17 protein-coding genes and 1 riboswitch are annotated in these 17,162 nt (G+C 68.9%); of the genes, 14 read left to right on the top strand and 3 right to left on the bottom strand.

Annotation, left to right across the window (positions count from 1 at the left end):
* Positions 1-35 precede the first annotated feature (35 nt).
* Positions 36-560: an NUDIX hydrolase gene (locus VXJ25_RS02535; RefSeq protein WP_330957646.1), complete on the bottom strand. Its 525-nt coding sequence runs from the start codon at positions 558-560 to the stop codon at positions 36-38.
* A 194-nt stretch (positions 561-754) separates the two neighbouring features.
* Positions 755-840, top strand: a riboswitch (ZMP/ZTP riboswitch).
* 82 nt (positions 841-922) lie between these two features.
* On the opposite strand from VXJ25_RS02535, the gene VXJ25_RS02530 reads away from it, so the two are divergent.
* The 10 genes from VXJ25_RS02530 to VXJ25_RS02485 all read left to right on the top strand — a co-directional run bounded on the left by VXJ25_RS02530 (position 923) and on the right by VXJ25_RS02485 (position 9,378).
* The gene (locus VXJ25_RS02530) at positions 923-1,567 is read left to right on the top strand and encodes an IMP cyclohydrolase (RefSeq protein WP_330957645.1); all 645 of its coding nucleotides are present in this window, start codon (positions 923-925) and stop codon (positions 1,565-1,567) included.
* A gap of 47 nt (positions 1,568-1,614) precedes the next feature.
* Positions 1,615-2,793: a phosphoribosylaminoimidazolecarboxamide formyltransferase gene (locus VXJ25_RS02525; protein WP_330957644.1), complete on the top strand. Its 1,179-nt coding sequence runs from the start codon at positions 1,615-1,617 to the stop codon at positions 2,791-2,793.
* An 86-nt stretch (positions 2,794-2,879) separates the two neighbouring features.
* Entirely contained in the window at positions 2,880-3,461 is a 582-nt protein-coding gene (locus tag VXJ25_RS02520) for a xanthine phosphoribosyltransferase (RefSeq protein WP_330957643.1), read from the top strand.
* A 238-nt stretch (positions 3,462-3,699) separates the two neighbouring features.
* The gene (locus VXJ25_RS02515) at positions 3,700-4,863 is read left to right on the top strand and encodes a CobW family GTP-binding protein (protein WP_330957642.1); all 1,164 of its coding nucleotides are present in this window, start codon (positions 3,700-3,702) and stop codon (positions 4,861-4,863) included.
* 87 nt (positions 4,864-4,950) lie between these two features.
* Positions 4,951-5,370 carry a peptide deformylase gene (locus tag VXJ25_RS02510; RefSeq protein WP_330957641.1) on the top strand — a complete coding sequence of 140 codons (420 nt, stop codon included), beginning with the start codon at positions 4,951-4,953 and terminating at the stop codon, positions 5,368-5,370.
* Between the two features lie 21 nt (positions 5,371-5,391).
* Positions 5,392-5,808, top strand: a complete 417-nt coding sequence (locus VXJ25_RS02505) for a hypothetical protein (RefSeq protein WP_330957640.1) — start codon at positions 5,392-5,394, stop codon at positions 5,806-5,808.
* Positions 5,809-5,919: 111 nt separating this feature from the next.
* Positions 5,920-7,203, top strand: coding sequence for an alpha/beta hydrolase-fold protein (locus VXJ25_RS02500; RefSeq protein WP_330957639.1), 1,284 nt, complete (start codon positions 5,920-5,922; stop codon positions 7,201-7,203).
* A gap of 233 nt (positions 7,204-7,436) precedes the next feature.
* Positions 7,437-8,174, top strand: coding sequence for a ZIP family metal transporter (locus VXJ25_RS02495; RefSeq protein ID WP_330957638.1), 738 nt, complete (start codon positions 7,437-7,439; stop codon positions 8,172-8,174).
* A gap of 131 nt (positions 8,175-8,305) precedes the next feature.
* Positions 8,306-8,851, top strand: coding sequence for a DUF1653 domain-containing protein (locus VXJ25_RS02490; RefSeq protein ID WP_330957637.1), 546 nt, complete (start codon positions 8,306-8,308; stop codon positions 8,849-8,851).
* A gap of 56 nt (positions 8,852-8,907) precedes the next feature.
* The gene (locus VXJ25_RS02485) at positions 8,908-9,378 is read left to right on the top strand and encodes a deoxycytidylate deaminase (RefSeq protein ID WP_330957636.1); all 471 of its coding nucleotides are present in this window, start codon (positions 8,908-8,910) and stop codon (positions 9,376-9,378) included.
* 108 nt (positions 9,379-9,486) lie between these two features.
* Here the strand turns inward: VXJ25_RS02485 and VXJ25_RS02480 are convergent, their stop codons facing one another.
* Complete coding sequence (locus VXJ25_RS02480; protein WP_330957635.1) at positions 9,487-11,028, bottom strand: DEAD/DEAH box helicase; 1,542 nt, start codon at positions 11,026-11,028, stop codon at positions 9,487-9,489.
* A 302-nt stretch (positions 11,029-11,330) separates the two neighbouring features.
* Here VXJ25_RS02480 and VXJ25_RS02475 point away from each other — a divergent pair, with 302 nt between their 5' ends.
* Complete coding sequence (locus tag VXJ25_RS02475) at positions 11,331-12,275, top strand: putative ABC transporter permease (RefSeq protein WP_330957634.1); 945 nt, start codon at positions 11,331-11,333, stop codon at positions 12,273-12,275.
* 194 nt (positions 12,276-12,469) lie between these two features.
* On the top strand, positions 12,470-13,774 hold the full coding sequence (locus tag VXJ25_RS02470) for a glutamate-5-semialdehyde dehydrogenase (RefSeq protein ID WP_330957633.1): 1,305 nt from the start codon (positions 12,470-12,472) through the stop codon (positions 13,772-13,774).
* A 20-nt stretch (positions 13,775-13,794) separates the two neighbouring features.
* On the opposite strand, the gene VXJ25_RS02465 is transcribed toward VXJ25_RS02470, so the two are convergent.
* On the bottom strand, positions 13,795-14,592 hold the full coding sequence (locus tag VXJ25_RS02465; protein ID WP_330957632.1) for a DeoR/GlpR family DNA-binding transcription regulator: 798 nt from the start codon (positions 14,590-14,592) through the stop codon (positions 13,795-13,797).
* A gap of 367 nt (positions 14,593-14,959) precedes the next feature.
* On the opposite strand from VXJ25_RS02465, the gene VXJ25_RS02460 reads away from it, so the two are divergent.
* Entirely contained in the window at positions 14,960-15,424 is a 465-nt protein-coding gene (locus tag VXJ25_RS02460) for a PTS sugar transporter subunit IIA (RefSeq protein WP_330957631.1), read from the top strand.
* A gap of 66 nt (positions 15,425-15,490) precedes the next feature.
* A complete protein-coding gene (locus tag VXJ25_RS02455) occupies positions 15,491-17,098 on the top strand; it encodes a PTS ascorbate transporter subunit IIC (protein ID WP_330957630.1) in 1,608 nt (535 codons plus the stop codon).
* Positions 17,099-17,162 lie beyond the last annotated feature (64 nt).

Here is a 17,162-nt window from a genome sequence, read left to right as displayed (position 1 = left end):
CGCTTGCGGGTCCTTCTCGCCCGCGCCCTACAGCCCTACAGGACGCCCTCGGCCGCGAGGGCCTGGCGCACGCGCTCGAAGTGCAGGAAGCTGCCGCGCTGGTTGAGCTGCTCGATGTCGTCCCAGCCCACGAGCCTGAAGTCGATGGCCTCCGCGCGCTGCAGCGTGACGTCGGCGGGGGAGAAGTCGAGGTGGAAGTGGTAGATGTCCACGAGGTAGTTGTCGCCGCGCGGCAGGTCCACGTTCTCGTAGCGGAAGATGGGGACGAGCGGCTGCGCCGAGACGTCCAGCCCGCACTCCTCGCCCACCTCGCGGACGATCGCCTCGCCGGAGGCCTCGCCGGCGCGCACGCCGCCGCCCGTGACCTCCCAGTTCCCCGCCGCCCAGTGCTTGTCCAGGGCGCGGCGGGTGATGAGGAACTTACCCTCGAGGTTCTGGATGACGGCCAGGACGTAGAGCATGTACTGGCCCTCCTCGAGGAAGGCGTTCGCGCGCTGCATGACCTTGCCGGTGCGCCTGCCGCCGCGGTCGTAGATGTCGATGAGCTCGGATCCGGACACGTAAGGCCTCCTGTGGCCGCCCCCCGGCCCGCGTCCGGGAGGGAGATGCTGCTTCAACTGGGCCATTCTATACCATGGGCCCGGCGCGGGGCGCCGCTTGCCGGCCCCCGGCACCGCTTGCCGAGCGATGCCGGAGACCTGGGGTCGCGGCCTCGCGCGCGGGAGGGTCCCTCGCGTGCTAAAGTGCAAGGGAGCTAGCGCGCTGTTACTGACGGGTAATCCTGGCCGACCAGGGGGAAGCAGCGCATGCAACCGAGCGCCGACCGTCTGGGCAAGCCGTTCTCGCGAGAGGATGACTTGCCCTTTCTCGTTTTTCGGCGCCCGGGCGAGGCCTGGCGGAAGACGTGGAAGCGAGGAGTGACATGCAGGACCTGAGAGAGCTGCTCGAGAGCAACCCCTACCCCGGGCGCGGGATCGTCGTGGGCAAGGGTTGCGTCTACTACTGGATCATGGGGCGCAGCGCCAACAGCCGCAACCGCGTCTTTGTCGAGACGGACGACGGCATCCGCACCGAGGCGCACGACCCGAGCAAGATGGAGGACCCGAGCCTCATCATCTACCACCCCGTCCGCACCATGGGCGACGCGCTCGTCGTCACCAACGGGGACCAGACTGACACGATCGTGGAGCGCGGCAGCTTCCGCGAGGGCTGCATGGCCCGCGAGTACGAGCCCGACGCGCCCAACTACACCCCGCGCATCAGCTCCGTCGTCTACCCCGACGGCTCCTTCGAGCTGTCGATCCTGAAGCACGACCCCGACTCGGCGTCCGACCGCTGCCTGCGCCAGTTCTTCTCCTACGAGGGGGCCGACGAGGGCGTGGGCTACTTCATCAGCACCTACCAGGGCGACGGCGACCCCCTGCCGAGCTTTGCCGGCGAGCCCGTGTGCGTGAGCCTGCCGACCCCCGACGAGGTCTGGGCGGCGCTGAACGCCGACAACAAGGTCTCGCTGTACGCCAACGTCGGCGGCAGCGTGAGGATCTACAACAAGAACCTCGGCGACTAGGGAGGGCGCGGCCAGCCGGCCAAGGACCGCCCGAGAAAGGACCCCACATGAACGAGCTCCAGCTCAAGTACGGCATGAACCCCAACCAGAAGCCCGCGCGCATCTTCATGAGGGACGGCTCCGACCTCCCTGTCAAGGTGCTGCAGGGCCGTCCCGGCTACATCAACTTCCTCGACGCCCTCAACTCCTGGCAGCTCGTGCGCGAGCTCAAGGAGGCGACCGGCATGCCGGCGGCGGCCTCGTTCAAGCATGTCTCGCCCGCCGGCGCCGCCGTGGGCAGGCCGCTCTCCGAGACGGACAAGAAGATCTACTTCGTGGACGACGAGGGCGAGCTCTCGCCGATCGCCTGCGCCTACATCCGCGCCCGCGGCGCCGACCGCATGAGCTCCTACGGCGACTGGGCGGCCCTCTCCGAGCCCTGCGACGCGCGCACCGCCCGCTACATCAAGCACGAGGTCTCCGACGGCATCATCGCCCCCGGCTACACGCCCGAGGCGCTCGAGATTCTCGCCCAGAAGAAGAAGGGCGCCTACAACGTCGTCCAGATCGACCCCGACTACGTCTGCGGCCCCCAGGAGACCAAGGACGTCTTCGGCGTCACCTTCGAGCAGGGGCACAACTTCTTCAGGATCGACCGCGACCTGCTGTCCGACGTCGTGACCAAGAACAAGGACATCCCCGACGACGCCAAGGTCGACATGATCGTGAGCCTGATCACGCTCAAGTACACGCAGTCCAACTCCGTCTGCTACGTGAAGGACGGCCAGGCCATCGGCGTGGGCGCCGGCCAGCAGAGCCGCGTCCACTGCACGCGCCTCGCAGGCAACAAGGCCGACACCTGGTACCTGCGCCAGCACCCCAAGGTGCTCGGGCTCAAGTTCGTCGACGGCATCCGTCGCGCCAACCGCGACAACGCGATCGACGTCTACATCTCCGACGAGCACGACGACGTGCTGGCCGAGGGCGAGTGGCAGAAGTGGTTCGCCGAGAGGCCCGAGGTCCTCACCCGCGAGGAGAAGGCCGCCTGGGTCGCCACCCAGACCGGCGTGACCCTGGGCTCCGACGCCTTCTTCCCCTTCGGCGACAACGTGGAGCGCGCCCACAAGTCCGGCGTCTCCTACATCGCCGAGCCCGGCGGCTCCATCCGCGACGACAACGTGATCGAGACGGCCGACAAGTACGGCATGGCCATGTGCTTCACGCACATGAGGCTCTTCCACCACTAGGGGGGCCGGCACCGGCCGCGGCCCCGACGCCCGCGGCCGGTGCGCTATCCTTGTCTGCCTACACAGGCGACGAGGGGTGGTCGGACATGAGGCTTCTGGAGGAGCGCATCAGGCGGGACGGCATCGTGGTGGACGGAGACGTCCTGAAGGTGGACTCCTTCATCAACCACCAGATGGACGTGGGCCTGTTCCAGGAGATGGCCCGCCAGTGGCACGAGGACTTCGCGGACGCCCCCGTGAACAAGATCCTGACCATCGAGGCGAGCGGCATCGGCATCGCGGCCATCGTCGCCGCCGAGTTCGGCGTGCCGGCCGTTTTCGCGAAGAAGAGCCAGAGCATCAACCTCACGGGCGAGGTCCTCACGGCCAAGGTGACCTCCTTCACCCACCGGCGCACCTACGACGTGATCGTCTCCCGGCGCTTCCTCGGCCCCGCCGACCACGTCCTGATCGTGGACGACTTCCTCGCCAACGGCTGCGCGATCGACGGCCTCGTCGAGATCTGCCGCCAGGCCGGCGCGACGGTCGAGGGGGTGGGCATCGCGGTGGAGAAGGGCTTCCAGCCCGGCGGCGCCCGCCTCAGGGGCGAGGGGCTGCGCGTGGACTCGCTCGCGATCGTCGAGGCCATGGACCCCGCCACCGGCACCATCGCCTTCCGCGAGGGCTAGGCCGCCCGGGCGCGCCTGCGCGGCGGGCGACGCCCGGGGCGCGGGTCCTTCTCGCCCGGGCGCTTGGCACCGCGGCGTATGGGCCTCGCGGCTCTTGGGTATCGTCTGGAATCGACGGCCGGCGCGCGGACGGCCCCTCCCGGGGCGCTACCATTGGCTGTCACGGGGAGGACCGCTCGGGCCCGGGTGCCAGCGCCGCCCTCTGGACCTAGAGTTCCCGAACGGGAGTGAGGCTCACATGAAGCTCAACCGCAAGCCCCGGAAGCAGGTCAAGATCGTCCTGCTGACGGGCTACCTCGGCGCCGGCAAGACGACGCTGCTCAACCACATCCTCGCCAACGACGAGGGCATCCGCGCCGCTGTCATCGTGAACGACATCGGCGAGGTCAACGTGGACGCCAGCCTGATCAAGAACGGGGGGCTGTCCCAGACGGACGAGCTCATACCCATGACCAACGGCTGCCTGTGCTGCACGCTCTCGAACGACCTCACCAACCAGCTGCAGGCCATCGCCAACACCGGGGACTTCGACTACATCGTGATCGAGGCCTCCGGCATCTGCGAGCCCATCCCCATCGCCTACACCATCTCGGCCTTCTGCGACCAGGAGAAGTACGGCGGGGACGCGCCGATGCGGCTCGACAACATCGTCGCGGTCGTCGACTGCGCGCGCATGTTCGACGAGTTCAACGGCGGTAAGGACCTCCTCGCCGAGGACGTCGGCGAGGACGACATCGAGGCCCTGCTCATCCAGCAGATCGAGTTCTGCACCACGGTCGTGCTCAACAAGACGGACACGGTCACGCCCGAGCAGATCAAGGAGCTCAAGGCGATCGTCCGCAGCCTGCAGAGGGACGCGGTCATCGTGGAGGCTACCCGCGGCGACGTGCCGATGGGCGAGCTGCTCGACACCGGCCGCTTCGACTTCGAGAAGGCCTACAACTCCGCCGCGTGGATGGACGCCATGGAGCACCCGGAGGAGCACGAGGACCCGGAGGTCCTGGAGTACGGCATCTCCACCTTCGTGTACGAGCGCCGCAAGCCCTTCGACGTCGACGCCCTCTCCAGCTACGTGCAGACCTGGCCGGACAGCGTGGTGCGCTCCAAGGGCATGCTGTGGGCGGCCCAGGATCCCGACATGTGCTACGTCTTCGAGCAGGCCGGCCAGCGCGTGACCCTCTCGGAGAACGGTCTCTTCGTGGACTCCGCCCCCGCGGACGAGAAGCGCCAGATGCTCGAGGAGAACCCCGAGCTGCTCGAGGACTGGGACCCCGTCTGTGGCGACCGCATGACCAAGATCTGCGTGATCGGCCGCGGCATGGACAAGGACGCGCTCGTCGCGGGGCTCGACAGGTGCCTCGTCGACTGGGAGCCCGAGACCGAGTGGACGCCGGCGGACTAGCCGGCAAACGAGCCTGCGCCGGCCCGCGGCCGGCGCGCGAGCACCTGAGGCCGGCCCGCGGCCGGCCCGGACAAGGAGGAGCACCCCATGGTCAGAGATCTCGTGAGGGACGAAGCCGTCCTCTCCAAGCGCTGCCAGCGCGCCACGGCGGAGGACGCCGCGGTAGCCCAGGACCTCGTCGACACGGTTGCTACGATCGACGACGCGGCCTGCCTCGCCGCCAACCAGATCGGCGTCTGCAAGGCCGTCTGCGTCTACCTGGACGACGAGCGTAACCCGCACGTGCTGTACAACCCCCGCCTCATGATGGGCCTCAAGGCCTTCAGGGTCGAGGAGGGCTGCCTCACGCGCGACGAGCCGTCCAAGGTGACGCGCTACACCAAGGTCAAGGTCGCCTACGAGGAGCTCCAGGACGGCAAGCTCGTCGAGCGCAAGCGCGACTTCACCGGCTGGACCGCGGAGATGGTCCAGCACATGATCGACCACTGCAACGGCAAGCTCGTCTAGGGCGCCTGGAGGGGATGGCAGATGGCTGAGCTAGACGCTATGGCGGGCCCCGCCCACGAGGCGCGCACGATCGACCTGGGCTGGACGCCGCGCGAGCTCGTGCGGCGGTGCCCGGAGGCGGGCGAGCTGGTGGGCGAACTGGGCCTTGCCGACCTCGACGGGGACCGCACCCTGGCCGACCTCGCGCGCGACGCCGGCATCGACCTCTCGATCGTGGGCATGGCCCTCGGCGCGGCCGGCTACGACGTCGTGGGCTACGAGCCGACCGAGGACGCCAAGAACGACCCGCTCGAGGCCCTCGTCCAGCAGATGTCCAGGACCGAGCACGCGGCGCCGGGCTCCTCGGTGGACCCGATGGTCCAGAGGATGGAGTACGCGATCAGGCGTGCCCAGGAGGACGGGACGCTTCCCGCGACGGGCGGCGGCCCCGAGGCCTAGCCCGGGGCCGCCAGGGGCGCCTGCCGCCTGCGACGCGTCCTGCCGCCAGAGGTCCCCGGCCGCATGTGCGGCCTCTCACAACAGAACGCGACTGCATCGATCGGAGGTCCCATGTACGTTGCTGACGTGACGCTCACCAGCGCGAGTGCGGAGAAGGACTTCGACGTCGTGGTCTACGGCGACGCCGGCCGTCCCGTGATCGTGTTCCCCGAGGGGGACGCCTCGTGTACGAGCTGGGAGAACCACGGCATGATCGAGCGGCTCTCGGACCTGGTCGGGGAGGGGCGCGTCCAGCTCTTCGCCACGGACTCCGCCGACGACGAGGGCTGGTACTTCCGCACGGCCGACCAGGGCTACCGCGTGGGGAGCGTCGGCTCCTACTTCGCCTACGTCGAGGGCGAGCTCCACGACTACGTCTCGGCCGTCTCCTCCGCCGACGAGCTTCCGCTGCTCGTGGGCGTCGGGATGGGCGCGATGAACGCTGCGGTCGAGATGCTGCGCCGCCCCGACCTCTACGGCGGGCTGCTCGCGGTCTCGGGCACCTACGACGTGCGCGCCTTCGTGGACGGTGACCTCGACGAGGGCTGGCTGTCCTTCTCGCCCGTCGACATCGTGGCGTCCCTCGGTGACGAGGCGATGGCGGAGCTCGCCGGCAAGCCGCTCGCCTTCGTCTGCGGGACCCACGGCAGCGAGACGGGCGCGGACACGCAGCGCGCGCTCGAGGGCGCGCTCGCGGCCTGCAGGATCCCGGCGACCTTCGAGTACTGGGGAACGGACGTGAGCCACGACTGGCGCTGGTGGCGCGAGGAGGTCGCGCAGCTGCTGCCCTGCCTCCTCGAGCCCGGCGGGCTCGAGGAGCGCGCCCTGGCGGCCCGGCTCGCGCGCGCCCGCGGGGCCGCGGAGAGGACGGCCGACACGGCCGAGCAGCTCCAGGACGCGCTCGCGGACGCGCGCAGGGCGCTCGCGGAGGCCCGCGAGGCCGAGGAGGCCGCCAAGGGGCGCCTCTCCCGCGAGGAGGCGTCCGTTCGCAGCCGTCGCACCGAGGAGGAGCGCCTCGGCGCCATCGCGCAGGAGGCCTGGGCGCGCCGCGACGAGGCGGCGGAGGCTCTCGCGCGCGCGATCGAGAGCGGCAACGCGGCTCAGGCGAAGGTCGACGCGGCCAGCCAGGAGCGCGCGAAGGCCGAGTGGATCGCCGGCGAGGCCCGCGCCGCCCTCGCGGATGCGAGGGGCCGCACGAGGGACCTCGAGGCGCGCGTCGAGGAGGCCGAGAAGGCCTGCGAGGGCGCGAGCGTCGACGCGGCCCAGGCGGCGGAGGCCCTTGCGGCGGTGCAGGAGGGGGCGAAGGGGGTCGACCGGGGCGCCCCCAAGGCGGCCGAGGAGCGGCCAAAGGCCTGAGCGTTCAAACATATGAGCAGGTAATACATAGTGCAGGTTCCTTGGAGGAGGCGTCGGGGGAAGCTTTGCGCGAGGGCCTTGCGGTAAGGTCTTGCACCTGACGGCGGGCCTGGCGCCCGCCGTCGGTCGCCGCAGGCGCCAGGCGGCCGGGGACGTGCAGGGCCCCGGAGCGCCTCCTGCTCCCGCCTAGCCGGCCGAGCCGAAGCCCACCCTCGAAACTCGGAGGCTGCACCTTGGAACTCCTCGTCACCTTCCTCGCCGGCATGTCCATGGCCGTCGGGGCTCTCTTCGTCAAGCTCTTCCGCGACCCGCACCGCCTGAGCCACGCCTCCTCGGCGCTGGCGCTCGGCGCCATCCTCGCGCTCGCCCTCTTCGACCTCGGTCCCGAGGCCGTAGAGTTCGCGGGCGAGGCGGGCGCCGCGAGCGCGCTTCTGCTCGTCGGCGCGGGCTTCGGGCTCCTCGCCCTCCTCGAGCTCTTCGTCCCCGACCACGACGACGCGGCGGCCCACGAGCACCACGTCTCGGAGGACGCGATCGACGCCCACATCGGCCTGCTCTCGGTCGTCGCCCTCGCGCTCCACAACCTGGTCGAGGGCATGGCCATGTACGCCCTCGCCAGCGTCTCCCTGCAGCAGGGGCTCGTCTACGCCTTCGGCGTGGCGCTGCACAACATCCCCATGGGCATGCTCGTCTTCACGGCGCTGCGCACGGAGGGGCGCGGCGTCAAGTCGCTGGCCTTCGGCGGGGCGCTGCTCTCCACAGTCGCCGGCGGCCTCGTGATGATGCTTCTCAGGGGCTACGTCTCCGGGCACGTCATGGAGATGCTGACCTGCGTCGCCTTCGGCATGATCCTCTACATCGCCTTCGTGGAGCTCGTGCCGCACGTCGCCCGCACCAAGCCGGCGTGGGCGTCGGCGGCGGGCGTCGCCTGCGGCTTCGCCCTGGTCCTCGTCGCCACGCTCTTCGAGTAGGCGAATCGCCCGTCGCACGTCCCGTCCGGCCCCGTCGCGTCACCGTCTGCGGCGGGGCCGCGGCGTCTGGTTGGCGGGCGGGGCGCCCGGTTGTACCGTGGCAGGACGCATGCCGTCGGGAAGGGGGCTCCATGGGCTCGAAGAGGCGGGGCGAGAAGGGCGACGAGGTCGTCTGCGAGTGCAAGCACGTCACGCGCGCCGACGTGCGCCGTGCCGTCGAGGGAGGGGCCCGCACCTACAAGGAGGTGCGCTCCGCCACCGGCGCTGGCTCCAAGTGTGGGCACTGCAAGTCGAAGGTGAAGCGATGCCTGGGGGAGTGCCTGGCGGAGCGCGAGGCGGCCGCCGCGACCGAGAGTCCCGCCGCGACCGGGAGGTCCGTCTCCGAGCAGCCCTTCCTCGCGCTCGCGCGTGGGGCGAAGGAGCCGGCAGGGGCGCGCAAGGTGCTGCCGCACCGGGTCTACCGCCACTTCAAGGGCGACTACTACCTCGTCGAAGGGGTCGCCACGGACTCCGAGACGGGCGAGCGGTGCGTGGTGTACCGCAAGCTCTACGGCGACGGCTCGCTGTGGGTGAGGCCGGAGGGCATGTTCCTCTCCGAGGTGGACGCCGAGAGGCACCCCGAGGCCCGGCAGCGCTGGCGCTTCGAGCTCATGGACATACCGAGCGCGAAGGAGTAGACCGGTGCCCAGCGGCGCCCCTTACGGCGCCGGGCACGGGCGGACGAGGGGGAGAGATGCCTGACAAGCGCAGGGACGTAATCTCGTGGGACGAGTTCTTCATGAGGGTCGCCATCGCGGCCTCGCTGAGGAGCAAGGATCCCATCACGCAGGTCGGGGCCTGCATCGCGGACACCAACCACAGGATCTTGTCCGTGGGGTACAACGGGACCCCCTCGGCGATCAACGACGACGACTTCCCGTGGGGCTCGAGCGATGACCCGCTGCGCGACAAGCACAGCTACGTGGTGCACGCCGAGGCCAACGCCGTCCTCAACTACCGCGGCTCGCTCAAGGACATGCAGGGCGCCACGGTCTATGTGACGCTCTTCCCCTGCCACGAGTGCGCGAAGCTCCTGGTGCAGGCTGGCGTCGGCGAGGTGGTCTACCTGGACGACAAGTACGAGGGCACCCTGGACAACCAGATCTCGCGCCGCTGCCTCGACACCTGCGGCGTCACCTACCGCAGGGTCGCCGTGCCGGCGTAGCCCCGCGAGGGCAGCCGCGCCCCTGGGCGCGCGAGGGGGCTGAGACCGAGACGCAAGGGGGCGCGGCCCGACCGGGCCGCGCCCCCTCTCCTGCTACGTTGCGCTCCGCTACTGCCTGCCTCCGTGGTCGCCCGGGTGGCGACGGTGCTTCTGCCGGCTCGCCGACGGCGCCTTGGGCTGGGCCGTCCCTGCCGGGCGCTGGCGCCTCTGCGACTGGCCGCGCCTGCCCTGGCTGCGCCTCGCGTCGGAGCTGCGCTTGGGCGTGGCGTTGCCCTCCGTCGCCCTCCTGGCGTCGGCGGGGGTGCGCTTGCGCTCCTTGGGCGTGGACTCGCGCTTGCCCCCGACGGTCCTCGTGGCCGACTCGCTCGCGCGCTGCTGCTCGCGCCTCTTGGCCATCTGCTTGCGGGCGCGCTTGCTCGGGAGCTTCTCGCGCGGGTTGCGCCTCGGGTCGGGCACGAAGGGGTCCTCGCCCAGGTCGAGGCCGTCGGTGCGCGGGAAGGGAGGAATCACCTTGCCCATGAGCTTCTCCACGTCGCGCAGGTCGAGGTAGTCCTCCTCGGTCACGAACGTGAGGGCCCAGCCCGCCTCACCGGCCCGCCCGGTGCGGCCGATGCGGTGGATGTAGCTCTCCGGGTCGTCGGTGGGGACGTCGAGGTTGATCACATAGGAGACGTCCGGCACGTCGATGCCACGCGCGAGCACGTCGGTCGCCACGAGGACGTCCACCTCGCCGTCGGCGAACTGCTGGAGCGCGCGGGCGCGCTGGTTCTGCGAGCGGTTGCCGTGGATCGGCGCGCAGCTGACGCCGTCCTGGCGCAGCTTGCGGCAGATGAAGTCCGCGCGGTGCTTGCCGTTGGTGAAGACGATCACGCGCTTCGAGCCCTCGCGCTTGAGGATCTGCCTGAGCAGGCGCTTCTTGGCGTCGCGGGAGGTGCCGAGCACGTACTGCTCGACGGTCTCGGCGGCGGAGCCCTTCGGCGCGATCTCGATGCGGGCGGGGTCGCGCACGAGCGCCTTGGTGTTGTCGAGCACGTGGTCGTCGAGGGTTGCCGAGAAGAGCAGCGTCTGGCGCTCATCTGGGCAGCGCGCCACGATCTTGCGCATGTCGGGCAGGAAGCCCATGTCGAGCATGCGGTCGGCCTCGTCCAGCACGAGCACCTCGACGCGGGAGAGGTCGCAGGCGCCCTGCTCGATGAGGTCGATCAGACGTCCGGGCGTGGCTACGAGCAGGTCGACGCCGCGCTTGAGGGCCTGGCGCTGCGGCTCGTAGGAGAGCCCGCCCACGACGACGGTGACGCGGTGGTGCGTCTCGGCGCAGACGGTGGTCGCGACGTCCTCGATCTGCTGGGCGAGCTCGCGCGTCGGCGTGAGCACGAGCATGAGGGGGCCCTGGCCGCGCCTGGCGTGGGGGAGGGCGTCGAGGGTGGGGAGGAGGAAGGCGGCGGTCTTGCCGGTGCCGGTCTGGGCGGCCGCCATCACGTCCCTGCCTGCGAGGACCTCGGGGATGGCCTGGGCCTGCACGGGGGTGGGCAGCGCGTAGCCGAGCCTGGCCACCGCCTTGAGGGCGTGGTCGGAGAGGCCGAGCCCCTCGAACGAGGGGGCCGCGCCGCCCTCGCGGGCGGTGGCGCTTGCGTTGTTCTTGTCTGGCATGTGTTGTGACTCCGATTGGTTGCGTACCGCGTCGCGTGCGACGGGCCGTCGTGGTTGCAAAGCCGTCCTACTCTACGTTCGCGCCGTCCCCCTCCGGGGCTGCATGCGGCGGTATCTGCGAAAACAACGTATCTCGGGCGCCCGCGGGGCCTTTCGCCCCGCTCGCGCCCCGCGTGCGGGCCGGCTGGACGCGAGGGGTCGGCTACCGTGCGGGCGTGACAGCGCGCCCCGCTCATGGTAGGGTCAGGCGGAGCGCGCGGGCATTCGGAGCTGCGCGTACACGTCCGTGGAGGTGTCCTGGCATGTTCTGGTCACTCGTCAGCCTTCTCCTGGTCCTTCTCGCCATCAGGCTCGTGGTGTGGCTCGTGCGGAGCTTCGTCGCCTGGCTCGGCAGGGGGCCGCTCATCCACCGCGCGGCGGAGGGGAGAAACGTCCCCGAGGACGTCCAGGTCGCAGCCCGCCTGCTCGAGGAGTACCAGGTCGAGAAGGCCGTCGGCAGGGAGGTGGGCAAGCGTCCCCGCCTCACGCACCGCCAGCTGCGCCTCGTCCGCCACGCCGAGAAGGTCGTGCGCGACGACTACGTCGACCACCTGCGCATCTCGGCCTACCAGGTCGTGATCTTGTTCGTGGTCGGCTCCGTGGGCGGCCTCTTGCTCGAGGAGGCGTGGATGTACGTCACCGCAGGCCTCACGCAGAGCCGCGTCGGCCTGGTGTGGGGGCCCTTCTCGCCCCTGTACGGCGTGGGGACGGTGCTGCTCACCATCATCTCCCTCGCCCTGCGTCGCAAGGGGGCGCCGTGGTGGGCGATCTTCCTGGTGTCGATGCTGGTGGGCGGTCTGCTCGAGCAGGTGACCGGCTGGGGCATGGAGACCTTCATGGGCGCCGTTTCGTGGGACTACTCGCACGTCTGGGGGCACATCACCAAGTGGGTCGCCGTCCCCTTCCTCTTCTTCTGGGGCGTCCTGGGGCTGCTCTGGGCGCAGGTCGTGACCCCCTGGATCTTGCAGCTCATCGGCGAGCCCACTACCAGGCGCCAGGTCGCCTTCGTCGGCCTCCTCGCCGTCTACCTCGCGGCGGACATCTCGATGACCCTCGTCTGCTTCCAGCGCCGCGCCGCACGCGACGCGGGCGTCGCGCCGCGTAACGGCTTCGAGGAGTGGGTCGACGAGCACTACTCGAACGAGTTCATGAGCAACCGCTTCCAGAACATGGTCATAGAGGGCGTCTCCGGCGCCACCACCGCGTAGGCCCGCCACCGCCGGCGGGGTGGCGGTCCCTGCTGCAGGGGGTGCCCGTCCCTCCCATGGTTTCGCTTCCCGAAAAAGGGGCCCGCCACGGCCGCGTCCCCGCATGTTCTCGGGTAGACTCGCCTGAACCGGTGACGTCTCCCGGCGCCGTGCGGGCGGGTCGCCCCGGCGCCGGGGCTTGCGAGGGGGTCGACATGGGCGTGAGGGAAGAGGCACGGAGGATGAAGGCGGCCGCCCCGCGGCTGGGCGCCTCTTCGCTGGAGCAGCGAAACGATGCGCTGGCGAGGATCGCGGCCGGGCTCAGGGACGCGGCGCCCATCATCTTCGAGGCCAACCGCCTCGACCTGGCGGCCGCCGAGGAGGCGGGCCTTCCTGCCACCATCCGCAAGCGCCTGCGCTACGACGAGGTCAAGATGGCCGAGAGCCAGGCGCAGCTCGAGGGGCTCCAGGGCCTGCCCGACCCGATCGGGCGCGTCTCCCTTAACCGCGAGCTCGCGGACGGCCTCGTCCTCACGCGCGTGAGCTGCCCCATCGGCGTGATCGGCGTGATCTTCGAGGCCCGCCCGGACGCGCTCGTCCAGGTCGCCTCCCTGTGCGTCAAGAGCGGCAACTGCGCCCTGCTCAAGGGCGGCAAGGAGACGGCGAACACCAACCGTGCCCTCTTCGAGGTCGTCCACCGGGCCGTGGAGGGGGCGGGCCTGCCGGCTGAGAGCCTCGCGCTCGCCGAGTCGCACGCGGAGGTCGACGAGCTCCTGGGCTGCGACGGGGACGTGGACCTTCTCATCCCCCGCGGCTCCAACGCCTTCGTCCGCTACATCCAGGAGCACACCAAGATTCCGGTCATGGGCCACTCCTCGGGCGTCTGCCACGTCTACGTGGACAAGGACGCGGACCTGGAGCTCGCCTGCCGCGTGGTCGTGGACGCCAAGACGCAGTACCCCGCGGTCTGCAACGCCGCAGAGACGCTCCTCGTCCACGAGGGGGTCGCGGCCGAGTTCCTGCCCATGGTCCAGGCGGCCCTCGCGGGGAGGGGGGCGCGCCTGAGGGGCACCCGGCAGGTCGTCGACCTCACCGCGGGAGACGGCGTGGACCCTGCGGTGGAGCTAATGGGCGACGACGAGTTCGGCACCGAGTACGGCGACTACGTGATGAGCTCCAGGGTCGTCTCGGGCGTGGAGGAGGCCGTGGCGCACGTCAACCGCTGGGGCTCGCACCACACCGACTGCATCGTCACCCGCGACGACGAGGTCGCCGAGTACTTCATGCAGATGGTCGACTCGGCCGGCGTCTACCGCAACTGCTCCACGCGCTTCGCGGACGGCTTCCGCTACGGCTTCGGCGCGGAGGTCGGCATCTCCACCGGGAAGCTCCACGCGCGGGGGCCGGTCGGCCTGGAGGGCCTCGAGACCTACAAGTATCGCCTGGTCGGGCACGGCGACGTGGTCGCGGACTTCGCCGAGGGGCGCAGGAGCTTCTCGTTTCGCGACCTCGAGGCGTAGGGGGCGGCGCCGGGATATCCCTATGGGAGCAGCGGGCCGACGAGCTCGTCGGGGTCCACGACCTCGATGTTCGAGAGGCCCGCGTCCCTGAGCTCGGCCAGGTCGGTCGGGGTCGCCCACTTGTCGGTGATGAGCAGGTCGAACTCGTCGGCGCGCGCGTAGGCGAAGCCCGCCTGCTTGCTGAGCTTGGTCGAGTCCGCAAGGATCACCTTGTAGGTGGAGTGCTGCAGCATCTGCGAGTTGACGATGGCCTCCTGCAGGGTGTTGGAGGTCGCGCCCGCCTCCGCCGTGACGCCCGCGCAGCCCACGTAGCACTTGGTGGCCGTGACGCTGCGGATGTTGTTGAGGGCGAACTCGCCGGAGAGCACGCCGCGCGGCATGCGCACCTCGCCCCCGGTGACGAGGACCGTGATGCCCGGGGAGGGCGTGGCCATCGTGAGGCCGGAGACGCTGTTCGTGATGACCGACACGTCGCGCGAGGCGATCTTGCCGATCACGTCGAGCGCCGTGGTGCTCGTGTTGACGAAGACCTGCTCGCCGTCCTCGACGAGCTCCGCCGCACGCTGCGCGATGGCTGACTTGGCGCGCTCGATCCTGTTGGTGCCCGAGAGCCCGCCTGCGTCGTCGCGGCTCATCGCCACGCCGTAGCGGCGCGAGACCAGCCCCTTGCTTTCGAGGTAGTCGAGGTCGCGCCTCGCCGTGAGGGGGGAGACCCCGAAGTGGTCCGCCAGGTCGGAGACCTGGACCTGACCGCGCGAGCGGATCAGCTCCTCCATGCTGGCCCTGCGCCTCTCGACGAACGCCCTGCTCTGTCCCATCAGAACCCCCCTCGTAGAACCCCGGGCCGATCCCTGCTGAGGGCGCCGAGCGAACAATCCGAACTATGCGATTGGTTTGCTACCTTATCATAACCAATCAGTCTGAAATTTATCACTTTGCAACGCTTCCATGACTCTTAGAACGAAAAAGGTTGCTTTTGAATACTATTGTGAACGAATCTAACGCCAAAACGACCAATAAATTCGTTCACGGCAAAATTAATGCCGCCGAATAACTTGGGATGGTGTAGTATCCGTGTAAGAGTTCATTATGAACGTAGCTTTCGTCGTTCAATCGTTCAGAACGATATGTAAAGTACCTTATGCCGGTAAGGAGCTCGGAGGAGCTCTACAGAAGGGAGAGGGCATGCTTCTTAAGCAGCTGTACGAGCAGGGGCACTGCAACCTGGTGGACGGGCCGCTCGAGTGGAAGGAGGCCCTCCTGGAGGGCATCAAGCCCCTCATCGCGGATGGCTCCGTCGACCCCGAGTACGGTGACTGCCTGATCGAGAACGTCGAGAAGCACGGCCCCTACATCGTCCTCATGCCGGGCGTCGCCATGCCGCACGCCATGGAGAACGCCCGTGGCACCAACCGTGACGCCATCAGCTTCATGCGCGTCAAGGAGCCGGTCCACTTCGAGGACCCCGCCAACGAGGACACCGACGCCACCATCTTCTTCACGCTGAGCGACACCGACCCCGACGAGCACCTCAAGAGCATGCAGCGCCTCGCGCAGGTGCTCTCCAACGAGGAGGTCGTCGAGCGCCTCAAGAAGATCGAGAGCACGGACGAGCTGCTCGAGATCGACGCAATGGTCGGCGACGAGTAGGCGGACGCGCGACAGAGAGCCTATTTGGGGCAAACGGGTTGCCCTGGAGATAGAGAGAGGAACAGCATGGACATTTTGTTGGCAGGGGTGAACTGGTTCTCTTCGACCATTCTCTCCCAACCGGCCTGGATCATCGGCTTCATCGTCGTGATCGGCTACGCCCTGCTCGGCAAGCACTGGTACGAGGTCCTCGCGGGCTTCATCAAGGCCTCCGTGGGCTACATGATCCTGCAGGTCGGCTCCGCGGGCCTGACCAACTCCTTCCGCCCGGTCATCGTCGGCCTGAAGGAGCGCTTCAACCTGACCGCTATGGTCATCGACCCCTACTTCGGCAACAACGCCGTCGACGCGGGCGTCAAGGCGGCCGCTGCCGGCGACTTCTCCCTCGCTGACGTCTCCTTCCTCCAGGGCGCGAACATCTCGCAGTACATGCTCCTGCTGCTGTTCGCCTACATCCTCAACATCGCACTGGTCGCCTTCAAGAACAAGACCAAGATGCGCGCCATCTTCACCACGGGCAACGTCCAGGTCCAGCAGGCCGCTACCGCCCTGTGGCTCATCATGTTCTGCTTCCCCCAGCTCGCCTCCGGCCCCGCCCTCTTCGTCATGACCCTCCTCCTCGGCCTCTACTGGGCCGTCGGCTCCAACCTCACGGTCGGTCCGACCCAGGAGCTCACTGACGGCGCCGGCTTCTCCATCGGCCACCAGCAGATGTTCGGCATCTTCTTCGCGTCCAAGGTCGCCGGCTGGATGGCTCGCCGCGACGCCAAGAAGCAGGCCAAGAACCCCGAGAAGCACTCCGTCTTCGACAAGCGCCTCGAGGACATCGAGCTGCCCGGCTGGCTGTCCATGTTCAACGAGAACATGGTCTCCACGGCCATCCTGATGACCATCTTCTTCGGCATCATCCTGTGCGTCATCGGTCCGGACTTCCTGATCAAGCTGACCGCCGACAAGCAGCTCACCGGCAACGCCGCGCTGACCCCCGGCAAGGACTTCTTCTTCTACGTCCTCTACAACTGCTTCCAGTTCGCCGTCTACCTGACGATCCTCCAGCTGGGCGTCCGCACCTTCGTCGCCGAGCTCACCACCTCCTTCCAGGGCATCTCCTCCAAGCTGATCAAGGGCTCCGTCCCCGGCGTCGACTGCGCCGTCACCTTCGGTTTCGGCTCCACCAACGCCGTCACCATCGGCTTCATGGCCGGTGCCGTGGGCCAGTTCCTCGCCATCGGCGCGCTGCTGCTCATGCACTCCCCGGTCCTCGTGGTCGCCGGCTTCGTGCCCCTGTTCTTCGACAACGCCGTCATCGGCGTCTACGCCAACAACAAGGGTGGCCTCAAGGCCTGCCTGATCCTCCCGTTCATCTGCGGCCTCTGCCAGGTCTTCGGCTCCGCCCTCATCGCCTCCTGGGTCCAGATGTACGCCTTCGGCGGCTACCTCGGCATGTTCGACTGGGCTACCATCTGGCCGCTCTTCACGGTCATCATGAAGTACCTCGGCTGGATCGGCGTGGCCATCGTCGCCGTCATCCTCATCGTCATCCCGCAGCTCCAGTACAAGGCCGCCCCGAAGGACGAGAACGGCAACAGCACCTACTTCCTCGAGGTCGAGGACTACGACAAGTACAAGGAGTACGCGGCCAAGGCCGAGGCTTCCGCCGAGAAGGCTGAGTAGCTTCGCTCCCCGTACCTGGTTCGTCGAGCACGTAGTTGAGCCTGCCCCGGTGGGTAGACTTCAG

Origin of the sequence: Olsenella absiana (assembly GCF_036408855.1) — a bacterium.
Classification (GTDB): Bacteria; Actinomycetota; Coriobacteriia; order Coriobacteriales; family Atopobiaceae; genus Olsenella_K; species Olsenella_K absiana.
This window is presented reverse-complemented; position numbering and strand designations above follow the sequence as displayed.

Excerpts from the sequence above, each read along its gene's own strand:
- VXJ25_RS02530 (WP_330957645.1), top strand. The coding sequence starts at position 923 with ATGCAGGACCTGAGAGAGCTGCTCGAGAGCAACCCCTACCCCGGGCGC.
- VXJ25_RS02470 (WP_330957633.1), top strand. The coding sequence starts at position 12,470 with ATGGGCGTGAGGGAAGAGGCACGGAGGATGAAGGCGGCCGCCCCGCGG.
- VXJ25_RS02490 (WP_330957637.1), top strand. The coding sequence starts at position 8,306 with ATGGGCTCGAAGAGGCGGGGCGAGAAGGGCGACGAGGTCGTCTGCGAG.
- VXJ25_RS02520 (WP_330957643.1), top strand. The coding sequence starts at position 2,880 with ATGAGGCTTCTGGAGGAGCGCATCAGGCGGGACGGCATCGTGGTGGAC.
- VXJ25_RS02515 (WP_330957642.1), top strand. The coding sequence starts at position 3,700 with ATGAAGCTCAACCGCAAGCCCCGGAAGCAGGTCAAGATCGTCCTGCTG.
- VXJ25_RS02480 (WP_330957635.1), bottom strand. The coding sequence starts at position 11,028 with ATGCCAGACAAGAACAACGCAAGCGCCACCGCCCGCGAGGGCGGCGCG.
- VXJ25_RS02460 (WP_330957631.1), top strand. The coding sequence starts at position 14,960 with ATGCTTCTTAAGCAGCTGTACGAGCAGGGGCACTGCAACCTGGTGGAC.
- VXJ25_RS02500 (WP_330957639.1), top strand. The coding sequence starts at position 5,920 with ATGTACGTTGCTGACGTGACGCTCACCAGCGCGAGTGCGGAGAAGGAC.
- VXJ25_RS02510 (WP_330957641.1), top strand. The coding sequence starts at position 4,951 with ATGGTCAGAGATCTCGTGAGGGACGAAGCCGTCCTCTCCAAGCGCTGC.
- VXJ25_RS02525 (WP_330957644.1), top strand. The coding sequence starts at position 1,615 with ATGAACGAGCTCCAGCTCAAGTACGGCATGAACCCCAACCAGAAGCCC.
- VXJ25_RS02455 (WP_330957630.1), top strand. The coding sequence starts at position 15,491 with ATGGACATTTTGTTGGCAGGGGTGAACTGGTTCTCTTCGACCATTCTC.
- VXJ25_RS02475 (WP_330957634.1), top strand. The coding sequence starts at position 11,331 with ATGTTCTGGTCACTCGTCAGCCTTCTCCTGGTCCTTCTCGCCATCAGG.
- VXJ25_RS02485 (WP_330957636.1), top strand. The coding sequence starts at position 8,908 with ATGCCTGACAAGCGCAGGGACGTAATCTCGTGGGACGAGTTCTTCATG.
- VXJ25_RS02505 (WP_330957640.1), top strand. The coding sequence starts at position 5,392 with ATGGCTGAGCTAGACGCTATGGCGGGCCCCGCCCACGAGGCGCGCACG.
- VXJ25_RS02465 (WP_330957632.1), bottom strand. The coding sequence starts at position 14,592 with ATGGGACAGAGCAGGGCGTTCGTCGAGAGGCGCAGGGCCAGCATGGAG.